Source organism: Bradyrhizobium sp. B097 (assembly GCF_038957035.1).
Classification (GTDB): domain Bacteria; phylum Pseudomonadota; class Alphaproteobacteria; order Rhizobiales; family Xanthobacteraceae; genus Bradyrhizobium.
On the sequence record NZ_CP152412.1, the window covers coordinates 5,502,825 to 5,522,593 of the forward strand.

Consider the following 19,769-nt stretch of genomic DNA (forward strand, 5'->3'; position numbering starts at 1 on the left):
CTTCACAGGCGTGTGCCGGCCCCTATCAGGTTCTCGATAGCGAAAGCCATTCCGGTGGTCTTGTCGCAGACCTTATGCCTGGACCGGTCACTTGGTATACCCTCACTTATCAATGTGGCCCATCCGACGGGAAGATGCCGACATTTGCCTTTCGAGGACAGCAATTCGTCGATTCGCCGACCGTGGTCGTCAATACACCGGTGTCCGCGGCTCCCCTTTCGCCGCCAATCACATGCCAATCGAGGCGGGTTGGCGGAATGGTGCAGACGACTTGCTAATTGGCCGGGGCGCCAGGGCCTGACGAGTAAGCGACGAGATCAAAAGCCAGATATGGCCTCGGCGGAGTCGTGGGCATGTTTGGCAGCATTTGCGGCCAACGCTTGGCAATGAGGCTACAAGGATAGGCCTGCTCGTCCCGGCTTTTCCAAGGAACCATGTGGGCATTGTCGGCGTTACCGACCTGCGGCGGTTGCACGATTGCATGGATATCGCAGGTCGTCGACGGTGCCCCAGCCACGATCATCTTCTCCGAAGGTCAGAGAACGTGCAACGGTGCCGCGCGGGCGAAGGCCTGCAGGTACCACCGCCGTCCAGGCACATCAGCAATCGCCCCCGACGCTTCGTGCAGCACAATACGTGCGGATGTCGTCCGATCCTCAAAAATACTCGATCGAAATTCAGGTAGCCGCCATCGCTGTCTACGCAGCACGCCGAGGTATGGAAATCGTCCGTACCTATTCTGATCCAGGACGCAGCGGTCTTACCATTGCCCGCCGTAAAGGTTTGCAGGAACTCATCGATGACGTCGACAGTGGACGGTCGGATTTTGATTGTGTCCTCGTCTTCGACATTAGCCGTTGGGGGCGTTTTCAAGACACTGACGAAAGCGCCTTCTACGAGTTCATCTGCACACGGGCGGGAATATCGGTTCACTATTGCTCTGAAGAATTCGAGAACGATGGCAGCCTGTCATCGGTGATACTCAAGAACCTGAAGCGCGCGGGAGCTGCTGGCTTCAGCCGGGACCTGTCGCGAAATACATTTATGGGCCAGTCGAATATCGTCGACCGAGGATATTGGCGGGGCGGAGCGGCACCCTACGGGCTGCGTCGGATGCTCGTCGATGCAAACGGCAAGCATAAGGGCGTACTGGAGCGCGGCCAGCAGAAGAACTTGAAATCTGAACGGGTCGTTCTCGTCCGAGGGCCTAACTCGGAGGTCAAGATCGTCCGTCGCATCTTCTCGTCGTTCGTGATCCACCGGAAAAATAGGACGCAAATTGCGGAGGGGCTCAACGCTGAAGGCTTATTGAGTCCCGGCGGAAAACGATGGACCGCCCTGACCGTCAGCAACCTCCTCGCGAATGAGATTTATTTGGGTCATATCGTTTTCAATCGCAGCTCAATGAAGCTTGCCGGGCGACGTGTCGACAACCCGCCTGAAATGTGGATACGCCACGACAACGCTTTCGAAGGCATCGTTGATGCGCGTCTTTTCGCTCGGACACGAAAGCGGCTCGCTGAAGTCGCAAACAACAAGAAGGAAACCGATCAGCAGTTGCTTGATAGTTTGGCGGCTCTCCTGCGACGAAAGGGCCGATTGTCAGTGCACATCATCCAAGCGGCAAAGGGCGTGCGTCACCCCGCTGTATACACAAAGAGATTTGGCTCGCTCATGAGAGCCTATGAACTTGTTGGCTACAGGCCCGGCAATCGGTACCGCTTTATGGAGATCGCCGTCGAAATTGATCGCACGATCTGCTCGGTGGTCGATGATATCATCATCAATCTTAGGGGGCGCGGCGTGAACGCCTCGTTCTTGCACGAACTGTACCTCGTTACGATTTCCGGAGGATTGACTGTATCGGTAGCAGTGGCGCGCGCCGTTTCGGACGGTGACACCAGGTCGCGCCGATGGGAGGTACGGAAGCTCAAATACCATAAGGCCGAACTTACGCTTTTGATTCGGATGGACAGTGGCAATAGCCGCATTCGCGACTATTTCCTTCTCCCAACCGCTGCGCTTCCGTTGACGAAGGACAGAAAGAAGCTACGCGTGTCGGATCGTCTCTTCAGTCGAATGCGGCTCGACAGCCTTGAGGCCGTCATGGCCGCTCTCTACGGCAGGCTGCGTGCATCGCGAGAAGAATGCGGCAGGATTAGCGCTCTCCCTCTGGCAAAGCAAAATGAAAGCGCGACCTTCCCAACCTCTTTCCACAAGCCCAGTCAGCTACCGGCACAAACAACAAATCGCTCCGCAAGAAAGTCAGATGGCGCGCGCCACTGATCGAGCGCAAAATGAGGGCTCCGAGACTAACCTTGGCAGAGTTTTCCTAACCTCATGTGCAACCTCTATCTATTGCGGCGACATGGTCTTTGGGATCGCGACCCGCTATGTCTCCACCCTCCTTGGACGCTCCAGCGTCGTGGATTACCTCGATGCCAATCAGCCAGAAATGCTGAGCGAGTTTCGATCGATCGTGGCGGCCGTATCGGTTGAGGGCCAGCCTGGTCGGCAGGCAGATGCGGCCGCCAAGGAAGCTCGTTAAGGTACTAGCCGCGCGCGCAAATTCGTTCCAAGCAGAGGCAGGAAGTGGCAGCGGCCGCAAGGTTCACCAAAGAAGTTGGCAAACCGCGCCAAATAGCAGCCGGCAGACGTCGGAGCCAATACCTGGTTGCTTGACCGGGGCGTCGGGATAACCGCGCTCACCACGCGTAACGTACCACTCCCTTTCCAGCATATGAGCGCGTCACATTCGAGAATTCTCCCTCGAACGTTGCCGCGGCCGACCAGCCGCTGGTCCAACTCACTTCTGCCGAACCGGTGACGAGTGCGGCGTCGGACGCCATCGCGGCGCCGTTCACCACGAAACTCGTGCCGGGCAGCGTCTGGAATGTCGCAGCAATCGAACGATCCGGATTGAAGTCGTGGGCCCAGGCCGCGCGGCCGCGCAATGTGAAAATGCCGTCTTGCACGGCAAAGGATTTGTCGGTGCGCAATCCGAGCTCGGTCCGCGCGTCGGTTACACTCTTGGCCGCATAGTTCAGCGCAAAGCTCGAGAGCCCCGAGACAACCCTTTCCGCATAGGCGGGCAGATCGAACGTCGTGAATTGGCCTGCCGCGTAAGGTGTGATGCCGACACCACCGGCAACGGGTGCAACAAGACGATAGCCGCCCTCGAGCCGGCCGCTCCAAGCATTTGCGTTGAACTCGGCGCGCAGCCGATCCACTCCAGCGGCCGTCACCGTGCGGTCGGTCGTCATGTCCTGCCAGCCATACGCAATCGCGCCAACAAGGTAGGCGGGACCGGCATTGTGCCGGACGAAAGCCCCCGCCTGGAACAGATCAGAGCGGCCGGTCCCAAGGCTAGTCCCAAGGCTACTGACACCGAAGCTCGTGCCTCCGCCGGCCACCGCAAATCCGGCAATGGTATCGGGCGAGAAGCGATAGTCCGCACCGACCGCCGTGCCGTAGACGCTGCTGCGGGAGTCGTTGGAGCCGAGGACTCGCGGATCTCCAGAGGTAAACTGCGAACCACCATAGCCGGCGGTCCAGATGCTCCAGCATTGCGCGAAGGTCTGCGCGATCGGCGGCGCCTTCGTGTACACCGCCGCATAGGCGGAGCGCTCATCCGCATCGTGGCCCTTCGCAGCATAGGAGAGGCCTTCCTCCGCGTTGCCCGGGCTGCCGCCGGTGCCGGCAGCATCGGTGCGCCCCGACACGAAGGGATCGGTCAGCAATCCCATGAACAGTTTCATGGCGTCGAAGGTGGTCTGCTGCGAGCCCGTGGCGCTTTCGCCGGACACTTGCGTCAAGCCGGCCGGCGTCAGTCCGCCGAATACGATCGGAATACTGCCGGTACGATTGAAGTAATTGACCAGCGTGTTGGCGACATTCTGCTGGTTGATGGTGAGTCCGGATCCGAAATTCGGTGCAGCCGGCGGAGAAAAGTTGAGCGCGAGGTCGAGATAGGCCGTGGTGGCGTCATAGCTCAGGCTGGCCTTGAAGTTGGACGGAAGATTGGTGTTCACCAAAGGGCCATATGTGCCGTTCACTCCACCCGCAGCACTCAGGATCGTGTAGCGCTTCGAGACATAGCTTCCGTTGGCGTAGCGCGCATTTACCGTCGCGCCACCGAGCGTCGCGGTCCCCGTCACCTGGGCGAACGACGACGTCGTCGGGCTGAGGAAGACCAGATACTGGGCGCCCGACTGCAACGCGAGACTGCCATTGACCGTCATCGAGCTGCCCGGCGCGGGGCCTCCCGGTGCAAATGTGCCGCTTGCTGCAATTGCCGTATTGCCAACCGTGCCGGTACCCGTCAGTTGGCCAAGTGCATTGACCGTCGTCATGCTGGACGATGCGATCGAGCCGTCCACTTCAAGCACGCCACCATTCACCGTGGTCGTTCCGGTGTATTGGTTGATGCCGGACAAGACCTGTGTGCTGCTGCCGTTCTTGACGATCGCTAGCTTGGGACCCGCTGCGCCGCCCTCGCCTCCGACGCCGTCCCGCAGCACGCCGGAGAAAGTATCCGTGCCACCCTTCGCGCCCGTGATCGTCAGTGTCGCAAGGCCGGAAGCGCTTGCGTTTTGCACCACGCCACCGCCGGCGGCACCGTTCGCAAGCGAGGCAATGCTGTTGTTGAAGCCGCTCAGGGTCAGCGTTGCGCCCGCGTTCACCTGAAACGCCGAATTGGAGGACAGCGCCGTGATTGAATTGGCAATCAGGGTCCCCGAGTCGATATAGGTGATTCCGGAATAACTGTTATTCCCGGCGAAGATCACCTGTCGCTCGATGCCAACGCCAGTGCTCTCGATGATAAGCGTCCCGCCGCTCGACCCCGGTGCGTCACTGATGTTGCCGGTGAAGCGGAAGAACCCCGAGCCTGAATCGATCGTGCCGCCGTTGGCGGTGATTTGCACTGCATTGCCGACCGTGCGCTCGCTGATGCCAGCCAGCGCCTGGAGCCTGCCGCCGTCGAAGGTCAAGGTGCCGGTGCCGATGGCCGATGATGCGATACCCGAGCTTGGCTGTCCCGGCGTGTTGAACACGGTGTCGACCCCAAGCTGCAGCGTGCTGGGGCCGGCGGACGCGCCACAAGCCGCTCCACCGGATGCACCGCAGATCGTCGTGCCGCCGGAATAGGTGTTGTGGCCGGAGAGGACCAAGGTGCCTCCGCCATTGACCACGACGTCTCCCGGCACGATGGGAGGTCCCGGCGCGTCGCTGATCACGCCAGAAACGGTGGTCATCGTCCCTGGAGCAACCGTGAAGGTCGGATCGCCGGCGAGCTTGAAATTATTGCTGATGGTGTGGTCGCCTGCAGCAAACAGGATTCTCGTGCCGGCTGCCATCGTGACATCGCCAGACCCGAGCGCATGATCGTTGCCAACCACAAGGGCGCCGCCATCGAGCTCTGTACCGCCCGAATAGCTATTGGCGCCGGACAAGGTGAGTACGCCGCTTCCAACCTTCGTCAGGCGGCCTCCATTACCCGAAATGGTGCCGGAGACCTCGGTATCCGTGTTGAGCGACCCAACCGTCAGGTTCTTCGTACCGAGAACATAATTACCGGCCCCCGCGATCGAGCCGACGCTCAGGCCGCTCGACGTCAATCCGGAGATGTCGACCGTACCGCCCGCGTTGGTGACGAGCTGCGCTGTCCCGCCGGTGCTGCTATCTGTGAACAGCGTCCTGCCGAAAGCATTGGTCGTGATGATCGCGTCGCCCGCGCCGGCGGAATTGGCGAACTGAAGGGTGCCCAAATTGCCGGACGCACCACTGACGACAAAGCCCGGGTGATTGCCCGACTGATTGTCGATACCACTTCCGCCAATCACCAACGAGGCCGGCCCGCCGGCTCCACCGGAGATATTGAACGTGAACGCAGCTGCGCCATTTGAGAAATGCAGCCCGCCGACCTGCGTTGCCTGATTGATGTCGATTGCCGTGGTGGCCGACGCCCCGAATTGCGCAATATCGGTCGTGGTCGGGACCGATCCCACCGTCCAGTTGGCGGCGTTATTCCAGTTGCTGCTCGCCGGTGTCGCCAGCCATCCTGGTTGCACCGATATGACTTGCCGCGTCGCTGTTGCGACGTCGTTCCAGTTGAAGCTCGGCGTATTGGGATTGGTACTGAAGAACATCTGGATCTGTTTTTGACTGGGAGTGCTCCAGTCGACCCAGATGCGCTCGAAATTCAGCTGCAAAAGCGGAATATATGTCCCGAAGCCAGGAACGACGTTCGGCGTCGAGGAAAACGTCACATTGCATTCGGCCGGCGTGCACGAGCCTGCCGAGGCGCTGCCGTTACCGAACTGGACCTGGCCCAGAAGGCCGCCGCCGTCGACGCTGATGCTGGTCCCGATAATAGAGAACGAGCTCGGCGATCCGACCGATACCGGAATCACAAAATTTGCCGGATTGATCAGAAACTGACCGCTGCCGTGAGACGACGAGAAGCCGATTTCCCAAAGGTCAGCTGCCGCAGCTGAACTCAGTTGAACACCGAAGGCCGCGGCAACAGAAAAGCCGGTCAACCAGTGACGATGCATTCCCCATCCCCCGAACCCTCTGTATCGGAGGTTGCAGCAGATGTCACCTTCCCGCTGTCGCGCCAGCGTCGGCCGCGACGCGGCCATGGCCGCGGTATAATATTGCCTGCTCGATACGAATTTGGGGATCGGCGCGATGTCGGTGCTGCTCGACGGGCGCAACGCCCGCTCCCGGCTAGTCGTCAGGACATTGGCAATCTTTCTATTTCAGTGTGGGTTCGCGCTTCAAACAAGCCTCGCGGCAACGAGCCGCACCCAGGCAAATCCGAGACAGCAGCTCCTCGCCACATTCGACCGTTCCGCTCCTGCTGCGTGAAGTTCGTTAAAGGCTGACGATCCCGTGTCCTCGTTGCCCGTCACCAAGCCAATCGCTCGCAAGAGGCGCGCTCGGCAAGGCTGGACCCCAGCCATTCCGCTGGCCTGCAGCCGACCCGCCGCGCGAAAGATGTGGCGGAAGCTCGAAGCGATGCCGGCCGCGATGCGGGCTGCGGTCGTCAGTGCGGTGCTTGTCGCGCTCCTTCCGCTGGCCAACGTCTCCTATCAGATCGTCCGCAAGCCGACCGAGCTGTTCTTTTTCGTCGGCACGGCGCTGGACAAGGAGCCGGCAGACACGTGGCGACAGTACGGAGCACACTTCCGTTCCTCCTCTACCGACGCCATCGCCCCCGAGCTCCTGGCTGCGCTGGCCCAGACCGAGAGCTCCGGCAATCCGGTGGCGCGCACCTATTGGCGCTGGCGACTGACCTGGAATCCGCTCGCGATGTACAAGCCCGCCTCGAGCGCCGTCGGCCTGTATCAGATGACAGACCCCGCGTTCGCCGAGGCCAACAGCTATTGCATTCGCCAGCACGCGGTCGTCACCGCGGACTGCAGGTTCAATGGCCTCTATGTTCGCACGCTGCCAAGCCACGCCACGGAGCTCGCAGCGATATACCTGGACCGCAACGTCGCCAGGGTTCTCGCTGCCGCACCGAAGAACACCGCCAGTCCCCGGCAGAAGCAGGATCTCGCCGCGCTCATCCATCTCTGCGGCACCGGCCCCGGACGGGCCTTTGTGCGCCGCGGTTTCCGGCCTGCCGCGGGCGAGCAGTGCGGCGACCACCTCGTCGCGGCATACATTGCGAAGGTCAACGAGATGAAACGCCAATTTCAGAAGCTTGCGGCAAACGATGGGAGTTGAGCCAGAGGTGGCATGCCGCGCACGAGCGCCTCGCCGCAAAACTCCGCACCCGCGATAGGGCTTGGAAACCAATAGGGGCTGGAAGGCGTCACAAAGCTCCCGCAGAACGGCTCATCACCAGGAGACCTTGGCTCCGATGAAGCCCGCGATGCTCGGCGTCCGGTACAGGTCTGCTCTCACATCGGCCGACACCGAGACGTTCCGATCGAGCGCGACCTTCGCGCCGAGATTGATGCGAGCCAGATCAGTCGGAGCCAGCGCACCATCGATGACGAAGTCAAATCCCGGCGCCGCGATGAACGACGGGTTCACGGTCCGGTGCGGCAGGAATTCGTGAACCCAGGTGGCACGCGCCCAAGCGTAGAGCGAGCCGCCATTCGCCAGCAACTGGGTGGTATCGAGCTGTGCGCCGATGAAGGTCGGGACGGAGTTGACGTTACGGCTCGCGAACGACAGGCCAATGAAACTCGGCGCACCGTTGTTGTTCTCGGTGAAGCCATTCATCCAGTACGACGTGAAATTCAGGCCGGCCAGCGGCGTCACATTGTAGTCGCCGAAGCGGTACTTGTAGCCGCCCTCGAACATGCCGCTGACGGAGTAGCTGTTGAAGGTCCCGAGCAGATGTTCGGCAAATCCCGGAATTGCCGCAACTGACGACCCGAATAGCGGCGGCAACACCGTGCCCGGGATAGCTGCGAAGCGGCTCTCGGTATTGGTGAAGTATTCCAGGCCGAGCGAGCCCATGACATAGGCGTTGTCGAAGCGCTTCGCAGCATAGCCTGCGATGTGGCTGCCCTCGACGCTGTCATTGGTATCGCGCCCGGGTATCTTGACCCACGCCTTGCCATATCCGACCGCGACACCTGCCATCAGGGTCGGATCGAACTGATAGTCGAGACCGCTGGTGAATCCACCGCCCGCCGATGACGTAGCCGCCGTACCGATTGTCGGATTGCCCGAATAGCGCCAGTCGCCTCCGTTCAGCGTCGTCCAGATTCGCCAGGTCCGCTGGCCCGGAGATTTCGCGTAGTTCGGGAAGCCGTTGCCGGGCGCCGCCGCGTAGCTCATCCGACCCCCGTCATAGAAGGTCAGGCTGTTGGCATCGTTCCGGTCATTGTCGAACATCCAGAACCGGGCCTGGCTCAGGATCGACGAGTGGAACATGTCGTTCGCCGAGATCGCGCTCTGCTCGACTGCGGCCACGCCTTCGCCCGACAACGTGTCGTACACCGCACCCAGCACGTCCACGGTTGGCTGATAGAACAATGCCGCCGCGATCGGACGGAAGGTCTGTACATGCGCTGTCTGGATCGCGTTGACTGCGTTGCCGACAGAATGCTGATTCTGGGTCAAGCCGGAGGGCGAGTAGTCGATCGAGTATTTCAGATCAATGTCAGTCGCATTCGGATAGACCAGCAAGTACTGCGCAACAGCGGTCTGTTGAGCCTGCCCAACCAGGTTCGGATGGGTCTCGCCCCCGGCAGCCGAAATGATCGTCAGTGTATTGGTGCCCGGTGTCGCGTCACCCGCATTGCCGATATTGACCACGACAGCGCCAGAGACATTCGCCGTTCCCGTCGCGTTCAGCCGATCCGCGGTGGCAGACTTCAGATCCAGATCGACGCCGAAATACCCGCAGGTGCTGGTCGGCAGGCCGAAGGCACCGCAGGAACCAGCTGTGGTCTGCACGAAGTTTCCGTTCAGGTTGGTGGTCAAGACGTTGAACAAGGCGCCCGGCGAGAGCAGGCCTTCGTTGGTCAGGACGTTGCCGGCCGCAGGTCCGCCGAGATTGATCACGGCACCGGCGTCGAACACACCGGCCATCAGCGACGGGTTGTTGTTGTAGGGCTTGTTGTCGATCGAGTTCGTGCCGGTACCGAGGTCGATCGATCCGATCATGTGACCGAAACTCGTGATCGCCTCGTTGCCGATCCCGCCCCTCACCGCGGTGCCGTTGATACCAGCCATCGTCGCAAGCAGTGCGAAGTTCGTCAGCGTATTGTTTGCGCCGCCGACAAAGGTCACCGCGTTGGTCGTCGTTGCACCGTCGCCGCTGCCGAGCACGGACTGAGCGGTGCCGAGCCCGGCGTTGCCGAGCGTGATGCCGATGTTGCCGCCGACACCCAGAGCGTTGACCGACTGGGCGTAGATCGCGGTCGAACCGGCACCGGTCACGACAACATTCGCTTGTGCGTTGATGGTCACCGCGCCCGCGACGCCTGCCCCACCGACGCTGCCGGCGAACGGTCCGCTCGAGCCGGGCGCATTTGCGAACGCGCCGCCACCGACGATGCCGCCGCCGCCCGCAATCGACTGCGCGATGATGCCGTGTGCACCGGCGCCGGTCGTCGTGATCGCGCCATTCGTGGTCACGCTGACGTTGCCGCCATTGCCGCCACCGCCGCCCGCGCCGCCGGTGACTGCCGAAGCGGTCGCTGTGCCATCCGAGCCAAAGGCCATCTGCAAACCGCCGCCGCCGCCGATCGACTGCGCGACGACAGCGTGGGCGCCGTTGCCGGTCGTTGAGACCAGTTGCGTGGCGATCGTGACCGCGCCGCCATCGCCCGCCGCGCCGCCACCGGCGCCGATCTTGACGCCTCCCGACGAGCCAACGCCGAAGGCTTCGGCGACGCCGCCGCCGCCGCCGATCGACTGCCCGAGCACACCGATCGCCCCCGTGCCGGTCGTGAACACCGAGCCGCCTGCGCCCAAGTTGACCGCGTCGCCCTTGCCGCCGGCGCCGCCGCTCGAACCGATGACGAAGCTCGAGACCGCGGGGTTCTGGCTGCCGCCGCTCCAGAAGCCGGCAAAGCCACCGCCGCCACCGATCGACTGGCCGAGCAAGCCGACTGAACCGACACCGCTCGTCGAGACAGTCTGCGCCGCGTTGAAGGTCACCGATTGAGCAAGACCGCCCGCGCCGCCGAGGCCGCCCACAGCGAAGCTGACGCCGTTGGCGCCCACGCTGGTGCCGGTTGGTGTCGTGAAGCCAACATAGCCGCCGCCGCCACCGATCGACTGCGCCATCAGGCCGGCGGCGAGCGCACCCGACGTTGCGACAGCCCCCGTGAAGCTCGGCAGATTGACCGTCCCGCCATTGCCGACGGCGCCTTCCGAACCTCCCGCCGTAAGGGCAATCCCCAGCGGCGTTCCAGTCACCACGCCGAATGCCAGGACCGCGTTGCCGCCGCCACCGCCGATCGACTGCACCACCGCGCCGGCCGCCAGATTGCCCGAGGTCATGATGTTCCCGGTATTACTGAATGCGACCGCGGCACCCGAGCCGCCATTGGTGCTGGTCCCGCCGGCAATCGCCTTGAGCACACCGACACCGGTACCAACGGAAATGTCTCCGGTGGCGCCGTCCGCGCCGCCGCCACCGCCGACCGACTGACCGATCAGACCAATTGCGCCTTCGCCTGTCGTCGTCGTTGGATTGGCATTGGTGGTGGTCAGAAGATTGCCGTTGCCGCTGATGCCGCCCGTGGCGCCGACCATCGCGGTGATGCCACCGCCCATCGTCGTCAGCGGATCCGGCACCGAGATCGCACCATTGCCGCCGCCGCCGCCGATCGATTGTGCCAGCATGCCGTAGGACAGCGCACCCGAGGTGAGCAGCACACCGCCGCTGACGTCGACGATCACCTTGCCCTTGGCGCCACCCGCTCCGTTCGAAGAGCCGCCGACATTTACTTCTGCGCCAAGCGCGCCGCCGTTCTGAGCCGAGATCGCCCAGGCCGAGTTGCCGCCGCCACCCCCAATCGATTGTGCCAGCACGCTGACCGAATCGTCGGCCAGTGTCTGGATGCTGCCCGTGCTCTTGACGGTTACATCGCCGCCGTCGCCACCGTTACCACCATGGCCGCCGACATTGTTCGACATCTGGCCGCCGCCACCGCCGGTGAGGCTGAGCGCGCCGGCAAATCCGCCCGAACCGCCACCGCCGCCGATCGATTGCGCGAGCACGCCGACCGAGCCTGCGCCCTTGACGACAATGATGCCGGTGTTGGTGACCGTGACCGCGCCGCCATTGCCGCCGTTGCCTCCGCCGCCACCAACGTTCGACACCATGCCACCCGAGCCGCTCGCGAGTGTGCCGGCCACAGTGAAGCCGCCATTACCGCCGCCACCACCGACCGACTGCGCATAGATGCCGTAGGACAGCTTGCCTTCGGTCACGATCTGACCCGAATTAGTCACCGACACGAGATCGGCCGAGCCTCCGCCACCGCCACCACCGCCGATGCTTGTGGTCGTGCTGTTGCCGCCCGATCCCGAGGCGGCCAGCGAGAAGCCGCCATTACCGCCGCCGCCGCCGATCGACTGCGCGAGCACACCGATCGAGCGATCGTTCGTGGTGTGGATCAGACCGGTGTTATCGACCGTGACCTGGCCACCATTGCCGGCACCGGCGCCCGAGCCACCGACCGTGTTGGTGAGAGTCGATCCATTGCCGACGTTGAACGCGCCGGCGAAACCGCCCGAACCACCGCCCCCGCCCACCGATTGCGCAAAGACGCCAATCGATGCGGCGCCGTTGGTAATGATCTGACCGTCATTGGTGACCTTCACCGCGCTGGCGAGGCCGCCGCCACCGCCCGCGCCGCCACCGACGGTCGAACTCGCGTCGCCGCCGAGATTGAGCGTGCCGTCGACTGCAAATCCGCCGTTGCCGCCACCACCGCCGATCGACTGCGCCTGGATGCCGTGGGCCATCGCACCGTCAGTGAAGATGAGCCCGGTCGACGTGTTGGTGACGGTGACGTCAAGACCGATGCCTCCGCCGCCACCTGAACCGCCGACGGAGGAGCTGGCCGACTTCGCCTGCGAGACGCCCCCGCCGATCGCAAAACCGCCATTACCGCCGCCGCCGCCAACCGATTGCGCAAAGATGCCGGTCGCGCTGGTGCCGGCGGTCGCGATCTGCGCGGTGTTTGTGACGTTCACCGAGTTGCCAGCACCGCCGCCGGCGCCTGAACCGCCGAGCGTGCTGCCGAGGCTCGCACCGCTAGCGCTGACGCTGGCGCCGATCGCGAAGCCGCCGGCGCCGCCGCCGCCACCGACCGACTGCGCGAAGATGCCGAGCGCGCCTTTTCCGGTCGTGCCAATATTGGCGTCGTTGGTGACGGTGACGACACCGGCGCCGCCAGCCGCCCCTCCGGCGCCGCCGCCGACCTTCGCATTCGAGTCGTTGTTCAGCGAGGCCGCGGCACCGATCGAAAACGCGCCGTTGCCGCCGCCACCGCCGATCGATTGCGCCTCGATGCCGTAGGAGTACATGCCCGACGTCATGATGACGCCGCCTGCGTGGTTGTTCACGGTGACGTCGCCGCCGATGCCGGCAGTGCCGCCATTGCCGCCAACGCTCTGGCTGCCGGCATTCGCGGTCGATCCCGCCGCCGAGATTCCGAACGCGCCGCTGCCGCCGCCGCCGCCGATCGACTGTGCCAGGATGCCGATCGAGCTGTCCTGCTTGGTCACGATCCTAGCGGAGTTCTCGACCGTCACCAGCATGGCGTTGCCGCCGCCGGCGCCATTGCCGCCGACCGAGTTGTCGAGCGCGGAGCCGTTGGCGCTGACCGAAGCGCTGACCGAGAAGCCGCCGGAGCCGCCGCCGCCGCCGATCGATTCCGCGAAGATGCCGTGCGCGTTGAAGCCGTCGGTGGTGATGGTGTCGAAATTCTTGACGGTAACCGTGCCGCCGGTGCTGCCGGCGCCTGCGCCGCCGCCACCAACGGTGGATTGAGCATCGCCATTCAACGACAGGCCGGCGCCAATCGAGAAGCCGCCATTACCGCCGCCGCCGCCGATCGATTGGGCTTCGATGCCATGGGCAAACGCGCCCTTGGTGTCGATCGTGCCCCCAACATTGTTGTCGACTTCGACGGCCATCGCGAGGCCCGCTGAACCGCCCTGGCCACCGACGCCCTGGTTCACGCCCTTGGCTGACGAGGCCGCAGCCCCCAGGGAGAACCCGCCATTGCCGCCGCCGCCACCAATCGACTGTGCGACGATGCCGCCGGCGTTTGCGCCATTCGCCGACAATGCGGCGCTGTTCGTGACCGTGACGGTGTTAGCGTCCGCACCGCTGCCGCCATTGCCGCCCGTCGTGTTGTTGATCGCCTTGCCGTTCGAGCTGACCGACACGCCACCGGCGAAACCCCCGGTGCCGCCGCCGCCACCGATCGACTGCGCCAGAACAGCGATCGTGCCGTCACGCGGACCCAGCGTGCCGACGGAGATCGCCCCGGAATTCGTCACGGTCACACTGCCCGCCTTCTGGCCGGTGCCTGCGCCGCCGCCCGTCGTGCTCGCCGCCGAGTCGGTTCCAACAGAGAGGGAGCCGCTCACCGCAAAACCGCCATTGCCACCGCCTCCACCGATCGACTGAGCGAGAATGCCGTGAGACAGCAAGCCAGTCGTGATGATCTGTGCGGCATTGGTGACCGTGACATCCTTGCCCATGCCACCGTTGCCGCCCGAACCGCCAACGGTGTTGGTCGAGCTTTTGTCGCTCGAGCTGAACGCGGTGCCGACACTGAAGCCGCCATTGCCGCCGCCACCGCCGATCGATTGCGCGGTGATGCCGGCCGCGTTGTCGCCGAGTGTCAGGATGAGCGATCCGGAGCCGTTCAGCCCCAATTGAACCGTGACCGTTCCGCCGTCCGAACCAAGGCCGCCCTTGCCGCCCATGGTGTTGGTGGTGCCATCGCCGCCGAGACCAAGCGCAATACCACCGGAGAAGCCGCCGCTGCCGCCACCGCCGCCGATCGACTGCGCGACGATGCCGCCGGAGCCATTACCGGTGGTGAGGATGGTGCCATCCGACTTGACGAGGACGTTGCCTGCCGCATTGCCGCCGCCGCCATCGCCGCCCGTCGCGTTGGTCACGCCGGCGCCATTGGTCGAGAGCGATCCCGCGATCGCAAACCCGCCATTGCCACCGCCGCCCCCGATCGACTGTGCGAGAATGCCAAATGACAGATCGCCGCCGGTGGTGATATTCCCGATATTGGTGACGTGAACGTCGCCGCTGGTATTGTTGCTGGCGCCGCCCTTGCCTCCGATCGCCTGTGCCGATCCCTTCGAGTCCGACACGGTCGCCGTCGCAGCAATCGCGAAGCCGCCATTGCCGCCGCCACCACCGATCGACTGCGCAACGATGCCGCTGGAATTCCGGCCTGCAGTGCTGATAGCACCGTGGTTGGTGACGTCGACCATCAGGATGCCGGCCGAGCCGGAGCTGCCACCGGCGCCCCCGCTGCCGCCGACCGTGTTGTTGGCGGCGTCTGAGCCCGCCGATAGACTGACGCCGATCGAAAAGCCACCATTGCCGCCGCCACCGCCGATCGACTGCGCCAGGATGCCGACCGAATTGTCCTTCTCGGTTTTCACCGAAAGGCCGGTCAGGTCGGTCCCTGACGTCTGTTGCGTCGTGACCGTGACCTTGCTCGAATTGTTCCCGGTGCCACCATTGCCGCCGACCGAGTTGAGGTCAGTCGAACCGCTGTAAGACAGCGATGCACCGATCGCAAAACCGCCATTACCGCCGCCGCCACCCAGGGACTGCGCGAAGATACCGGTCGATTCACTGCCCTGCGTGTGCACCTCACCAATGCTGGTGACCGTTACAGTGCCGCCGGTGCCTCCGGTGCCGCCAGTGCCACCCTTGGACTTGCCGACCGAGTTGTAGTCCATGGTCGCCGAAGCGGCCAAGGAGAAGCCGCCATTGCCGCCACCGCCGCCGACCGACTGGGCATAGATGCCCATCGAGCTGTCTTTCGTGGTCGTGATGTTGCCTGTGCTCGTCACATCGACCGCGCCACCGGAATTACATTGTCCTCCTCCGGTGCACGAGCCGCCGTTGCCGCCGACCGCGCTCGCGATCGCAGCACCGCTTGCGAGCGCCAACGAGCCGGAGAAACCGCCATTGCCGCCAGAGCCGCCGATCGACTGTGCGAGAATGCCATCCGAGCTCGGCCCCGACGTGAAGATGTCGCCGGTGCTGCCGACGTGAACGGCGCCCGCCTTCGAGCCGGCGCCGCCGTCGCCACCGAACGCAAACGACGCCGAGCCGCCGCTACTGACCGTGAGCGTGCCGCTGACGGCGAAGCCGCCATTGCCGCCACCGCCACCGATCGATTGCGCGAGGATGCCTGCGGACTGCGCACCGCCAGTGGTGATATTGCCGGTGGAGTCGATGCTGGCGAGACCCGCGATGCCACCGCTTCCGCCAGCGCCACCGAACGCCAGCGAGAGCGCGCCATTTTCAGAGCCGGAGGCCGCAATCGCGAAGCCGCCATTGCCGCCACCGCCGCCGATCGACTGCGCCACCAGGCCATTTGAAGAGAGACCCGACGTCGTGATCGCCCCGGTCGACGTGATCTTGGCCGTGTTGGCGTCGGAGCCAGCACCTCCGGTGCCCCCGAGGCTGATGCCGGCGCTCGCCATTCCGGACCCGGCCGCGGCGATCGCAAAGCCGGCATTGCCGCCGCCACCGCCGATCGATTGCGCGGCGATCGCATCGGAATGATCGCCATGGGTCGTGACCGCGCCAAAACTCGTGACCGTGACGACATCGGAGTTACTGCCGGAGCCGCCATCGCCGCCGAGGCCGACGCTGACCGCGCCATAGCCGGCACCGCCGCCCGACAACGAGAAGCCGCCATTGCCACCCTTGCCACCAACCGACTGGGCAAGGATGCCGTTCGAGTTGGCCTGCCAGGTTTCGATCGTATTGCTTGCCGTGGCAGCGCTGTTGTTGTTGACGGTCACCACGCCGCCGGCACCGCCCGTGCCGCCGCTGGATGCAAACGAGAGATTGACGCTGGCGAGGCCCGCACCGCTGAACGCACCGGCAAATCCGCCGTTGCCGCCGCCCCCACCGATCGACTGCGCGAGGATGCCGTTCGATCCGGCGCCGGCGCCGCCGGAGACGCCAGTCGAGATGTTGCCGATGCTGGTCACGGTGACGGCCTTACCGTCAGCGCCATTGGCCCCGCTGCCGCTCTTGTCCAATGCAACCGCGACGCCATTGGTTGCGGCGCCTGCAATCGAGAAGCCGCCATTGCCGCCGCCGCCTCCGATCGACTGCGCGAAGATGCCGTTGGAGAGGTCGTTGGTCGTCGTAATGTTGGCCGTGCTGTAAACGGTCACCGCTGCGGCGTCGTTGCCATGACCGCCATTGCCGCCGAACGCCAATCCAACAGAGGCGAAGGTGGCACCGCCGGTCGCTGAGACCGCGAATCCGCCATCGCCACCGCCACCACCAATCGATTGCGCGAGAATGCCGTTGGAGCTCACGCCATGCGTCGTGATGCTGCCATTGGCGCCGACGAACACGTTGCCGGAGATGCCGCCAGGTCCGCCCTTGCCGCCCAGCGCGAAAGACTCACTCCCGAACACACCCACCGAGACGGCGACTGCATATCCGCCGTTGCCGCCACCACCGCCGATCGATTGTGCGACGATGCCCGACGAGCGGGCGCCACTGGTAGTAATGTCACTTGCCGAGATCGCACCGATAGAGTTGCAGGCTGCATTGGCGTTGACACAGACATTGTTGGCGTTGCCACCGGCGCCGCCGCTGCCGCCAATACCATTGCCGATAAAGATGCCTGCGGAGACCGCACCGGCACCATTGCCGCCGCCGCCGCCGACCGACTGCGCCAGGATGCCGGCCGCGTCATTGCCGCCGGTCGTGATCGATCCGTTGTTCGTCACGGTGACGACGCCGCCGCTGCTGCCGCCTGAACCACCCGAGCCGCCAACCGAGAACAGCGCTGCCGCGCCGAACCCACCGTTGCCACCGCCACCGCCGATCGACTGTGCCGTGATGCCGGTCGAGAAATCCTTCTCCGTGATGATGGTCGCCGAATTGGTGACAGTGACCGCGCTGCCGTTGACGCCCGCACCGCCCTTGCCGCCAAGCGCCGCAAGCCCGGCCGCGCCACCGCCGCTGCCGCCGCCGCCGCCGATGGACTGCGCGAGAATGCCTTCCGAATTGGCGCCAAAAGTATGAATCGAGCCGCTCGCAGTGACCGTGACGGCGCTGCCGATGCCGCCGCCGGCGCCATCGCCGCCCAGCGAGATCAGGCCCGCGCCGAAGCCGCCGTTGCCGCCGCCGCCTCCGATCGATTGCGCGAGAATGCCGCGCGAGAAATCGCCATGCGTCACCAGCGCGGCGTTGTTCGACCCGACGACGACCTCGCCGCCCGAACCGCCGCCACCGCCGGCACCGCCGATCGCGAAGACACCGACCGACCCGCCACCGTTGCCGCCGCCGCCGCCGATCGACTGCGCAAAGATCGCATCGGCGGCGATACAGGACGTGCAGTTCTGGGAAATGTTGGCGTTGTTATCTACCGTGACCTTCATGGCGTCGCCGGCAGCGCCGCCGCGACCGCCGAGGCCCAATGCGCCAAGCGCGAAGCCGCCATCACCGCCGCCCCCGCCAATCGACTGTGCGAAGATGCCTGCCGCCGTCGTCGAGTTCGAAGCATTGGTATAGGAGCCGGTTCCCGTCAGCGTCATGGCGCCGAAATTGTGGACCTCGACCGTTCCGCCATTGTTGCCACCGCCACCATTGCCGCCGCCGCCAATGAAGCCGACGCCGACGCCGCCGGTACCGCCGCCCCCGCCGACGGACTGCGCAAAAATACCTGTCGACTGATTTCCAATAACGGTGAGCGTGGCGCTGTTGCTGACAAAGACGTTGCCGCCGGCACCGCCGGTCGAACCGCTGCCACCGAAGCCGACAACGCCGCCACCGTTGCCGCCCGCACCGCCGCCACCGCCGACGCTCTGCGCGTAGATCGCCGACGCACCCGTTCCGTTGGTGCCGATCGATCCATTTGTTGTCGTAACGGAGACCGAACCGCCCTTACCAGCGCTCGAGGAACTACCACCAAATGAAAGCGCACCGATCGATCCGCCGCCCGAGCCGGCAAAGCCGCCGATGCTCTGTGCGAAAATGCCGAACGCATTGTCGCCCACCGTCGTGATCGTGCCGCCGGTCGTAACCTTGACCGTCCCGCCGTCAGAGGCCGCTGCGCCCGAGCCGCCGATGCCGGCAATATTGAGACCATCGGCGGAGCCGGCCGCGCCACCGGCAGCGCCGACGCTTTGCGCCCAGATTCCGGCCGCGCCCGCGCCGTGTGTTGCGATGTCGAGCACATTATTGATCGTGACTGATTTCGGCGCTCCGCCGTTCTTGCCGTCGCCGCCGACGCCGACTGAGCCGAAGGTGTCACCATTGCCGCCTGCGCCGCCGGCACCGCCGGCGCTGAGGCCCAGGATGCCGTGGGCATTGGTGCCTACTGTCGAAATCAATCCGGCGCCGGTCGTCGTGATGGTGACATTGCCGCCGTCGCCACCGGAGCCACCATTGCCGCCGATACCAGGAACCGGCACGAGCAAGACCAACGCGCCGAAGCCGGTTCCGCCATCGCCTCCAGCTTGTCCGACGCTTTGCGCCACGATGCCGGCGGCATTTGTGCTGGTCGCCTGAAAGCCAGCCCCGGGGCCTACGAAATTCACCGCAACGTCTGGCGCGCTCGATCCGCCGGAGCCATTCGTTCCGTGAATCGGCAGGCTCGTTCCGTTAGATGCTTTCCCACCGCCGACCGAGATGTTGGCACTCGCGGTGCCGCCATTCGGCGCGATGTTTACTGCGAGATTGTTGACGTCGAGCGTCGTGTTTCCGCCGGCCGGGCTGGCGCCGCCATTCGGGAAAGTCGCCGGTGCACCGGAGCAGGTGGTCGTTCCGCCAACCGGCGTATCCTGTTGGCAAGCTGCCAATGCAGGCGACGGCGCATCGATGACGGTGAAGAGCAGCAGCGCCAACGCGCACAAAATGCGCAAGGGCAAGGACCAACGGAACTTCAGTTTACGCGGCGTCGACGTCCACGGGACATGAATGCTAATATAGTTTTGCGTGGACGTACCCGCTCCCCAAACTGTTGGGTTGCGCACGTTACCCTCGAATAAAATTACCTTGGTCGTACGGTCGTGAGTGGCAAAGGCACTTTGCT

General features: G+C 64.4%; 6 protein-coding genes. 4 read left to right on the forward strand and 2 right to left on the reverse strand.

Annotated elements, in window-relative coordinates:
- Window positions 1–642 precede the first annotated feature (642 nt).
- Entirely contained in the window at window positions 643–2,286 is a 1,644-nt protein-coding gene (locus AAFG07_RS25985) for a recombinase family protein (protein WP_342722677.1), read from the forward strand.
- Window positions 2,270–2,548, forward strand: a complete 279-nt coding sequence (locus tag AAFG07_RS25990; RefSeq protein WP_342722678.1) for a hypothetical protein — start codon at window positions 2,270–2,272, stop codon at window positions 2,546–2,548. Before AAFG07_RS25985 ends, AAFG07_RS25990 begins: the two co-directional genes overlap by 17 nt.
- A 157-nt stretch (window positions 2,549–2,705) precedes the next feature.
- Here AAFG07_RS25990 and AAFG07_RS25995 read toward each other — a convergent pair whose 3' ends face one another.
- Window positions 2,706–6,149, reverse strand: a complete 3,444-nt coding sequence (locus AAFG07_RS25995; protein ID WP_342722679.1) for an autotransporter domain-containing protein — start codon at window positions 6,147–6,149, stop codon at window positions 2,706–2,708.
- Window positions 6,150–6,189: 40 nt separating this feature from the next.
- Between AAFG07_RS25995 and AAFG07_RS26000 the strand changes: the two genes are divergently transcribed.
- Window positions 6,190–6,441, forward strand: a complete 252-nt coding sequence (locus tag AAFG07_RS26000) for a hypothetical protein (protein WP_342722680.1) — start codon at window positions 6,190–6,192, stop codon at window positions 6,439–6,441.
- Between the two features lie 582 nt (window positions 6,442–7,023).
- Window positions 7,024–7,737: a transglycosylase SLT domain-containing protein gene (locus AAFG07_RS26005; RefSeq protein WP_342722681.1), complete on the forward strand. Its 714-nt coding sequence runs from the start codon at window positions 7,024–7,026 to the stop codon at window positions 7,735–7,737.
- A 114-nt stretch (window positions 7,738–7,851) separates the two neighbouring features.
- Here the strand turns inward: AAFG07_RS26005 and AAFG07_RS26010 are convergent, their stop codons facing one another.
- A complete protein-coding gene (locus tag AAFG07_RS26010) occupies window positions 7,852–19,599 on the reverse strand; it encodes a hypothetical protein (RefSeq protein WP_342722682.1) in 11,748 nt (3,915 codons plus the stop codon).
- Between the last annotated feature and the right edge of the window lie 170 nt (window positions 19,600–19,769).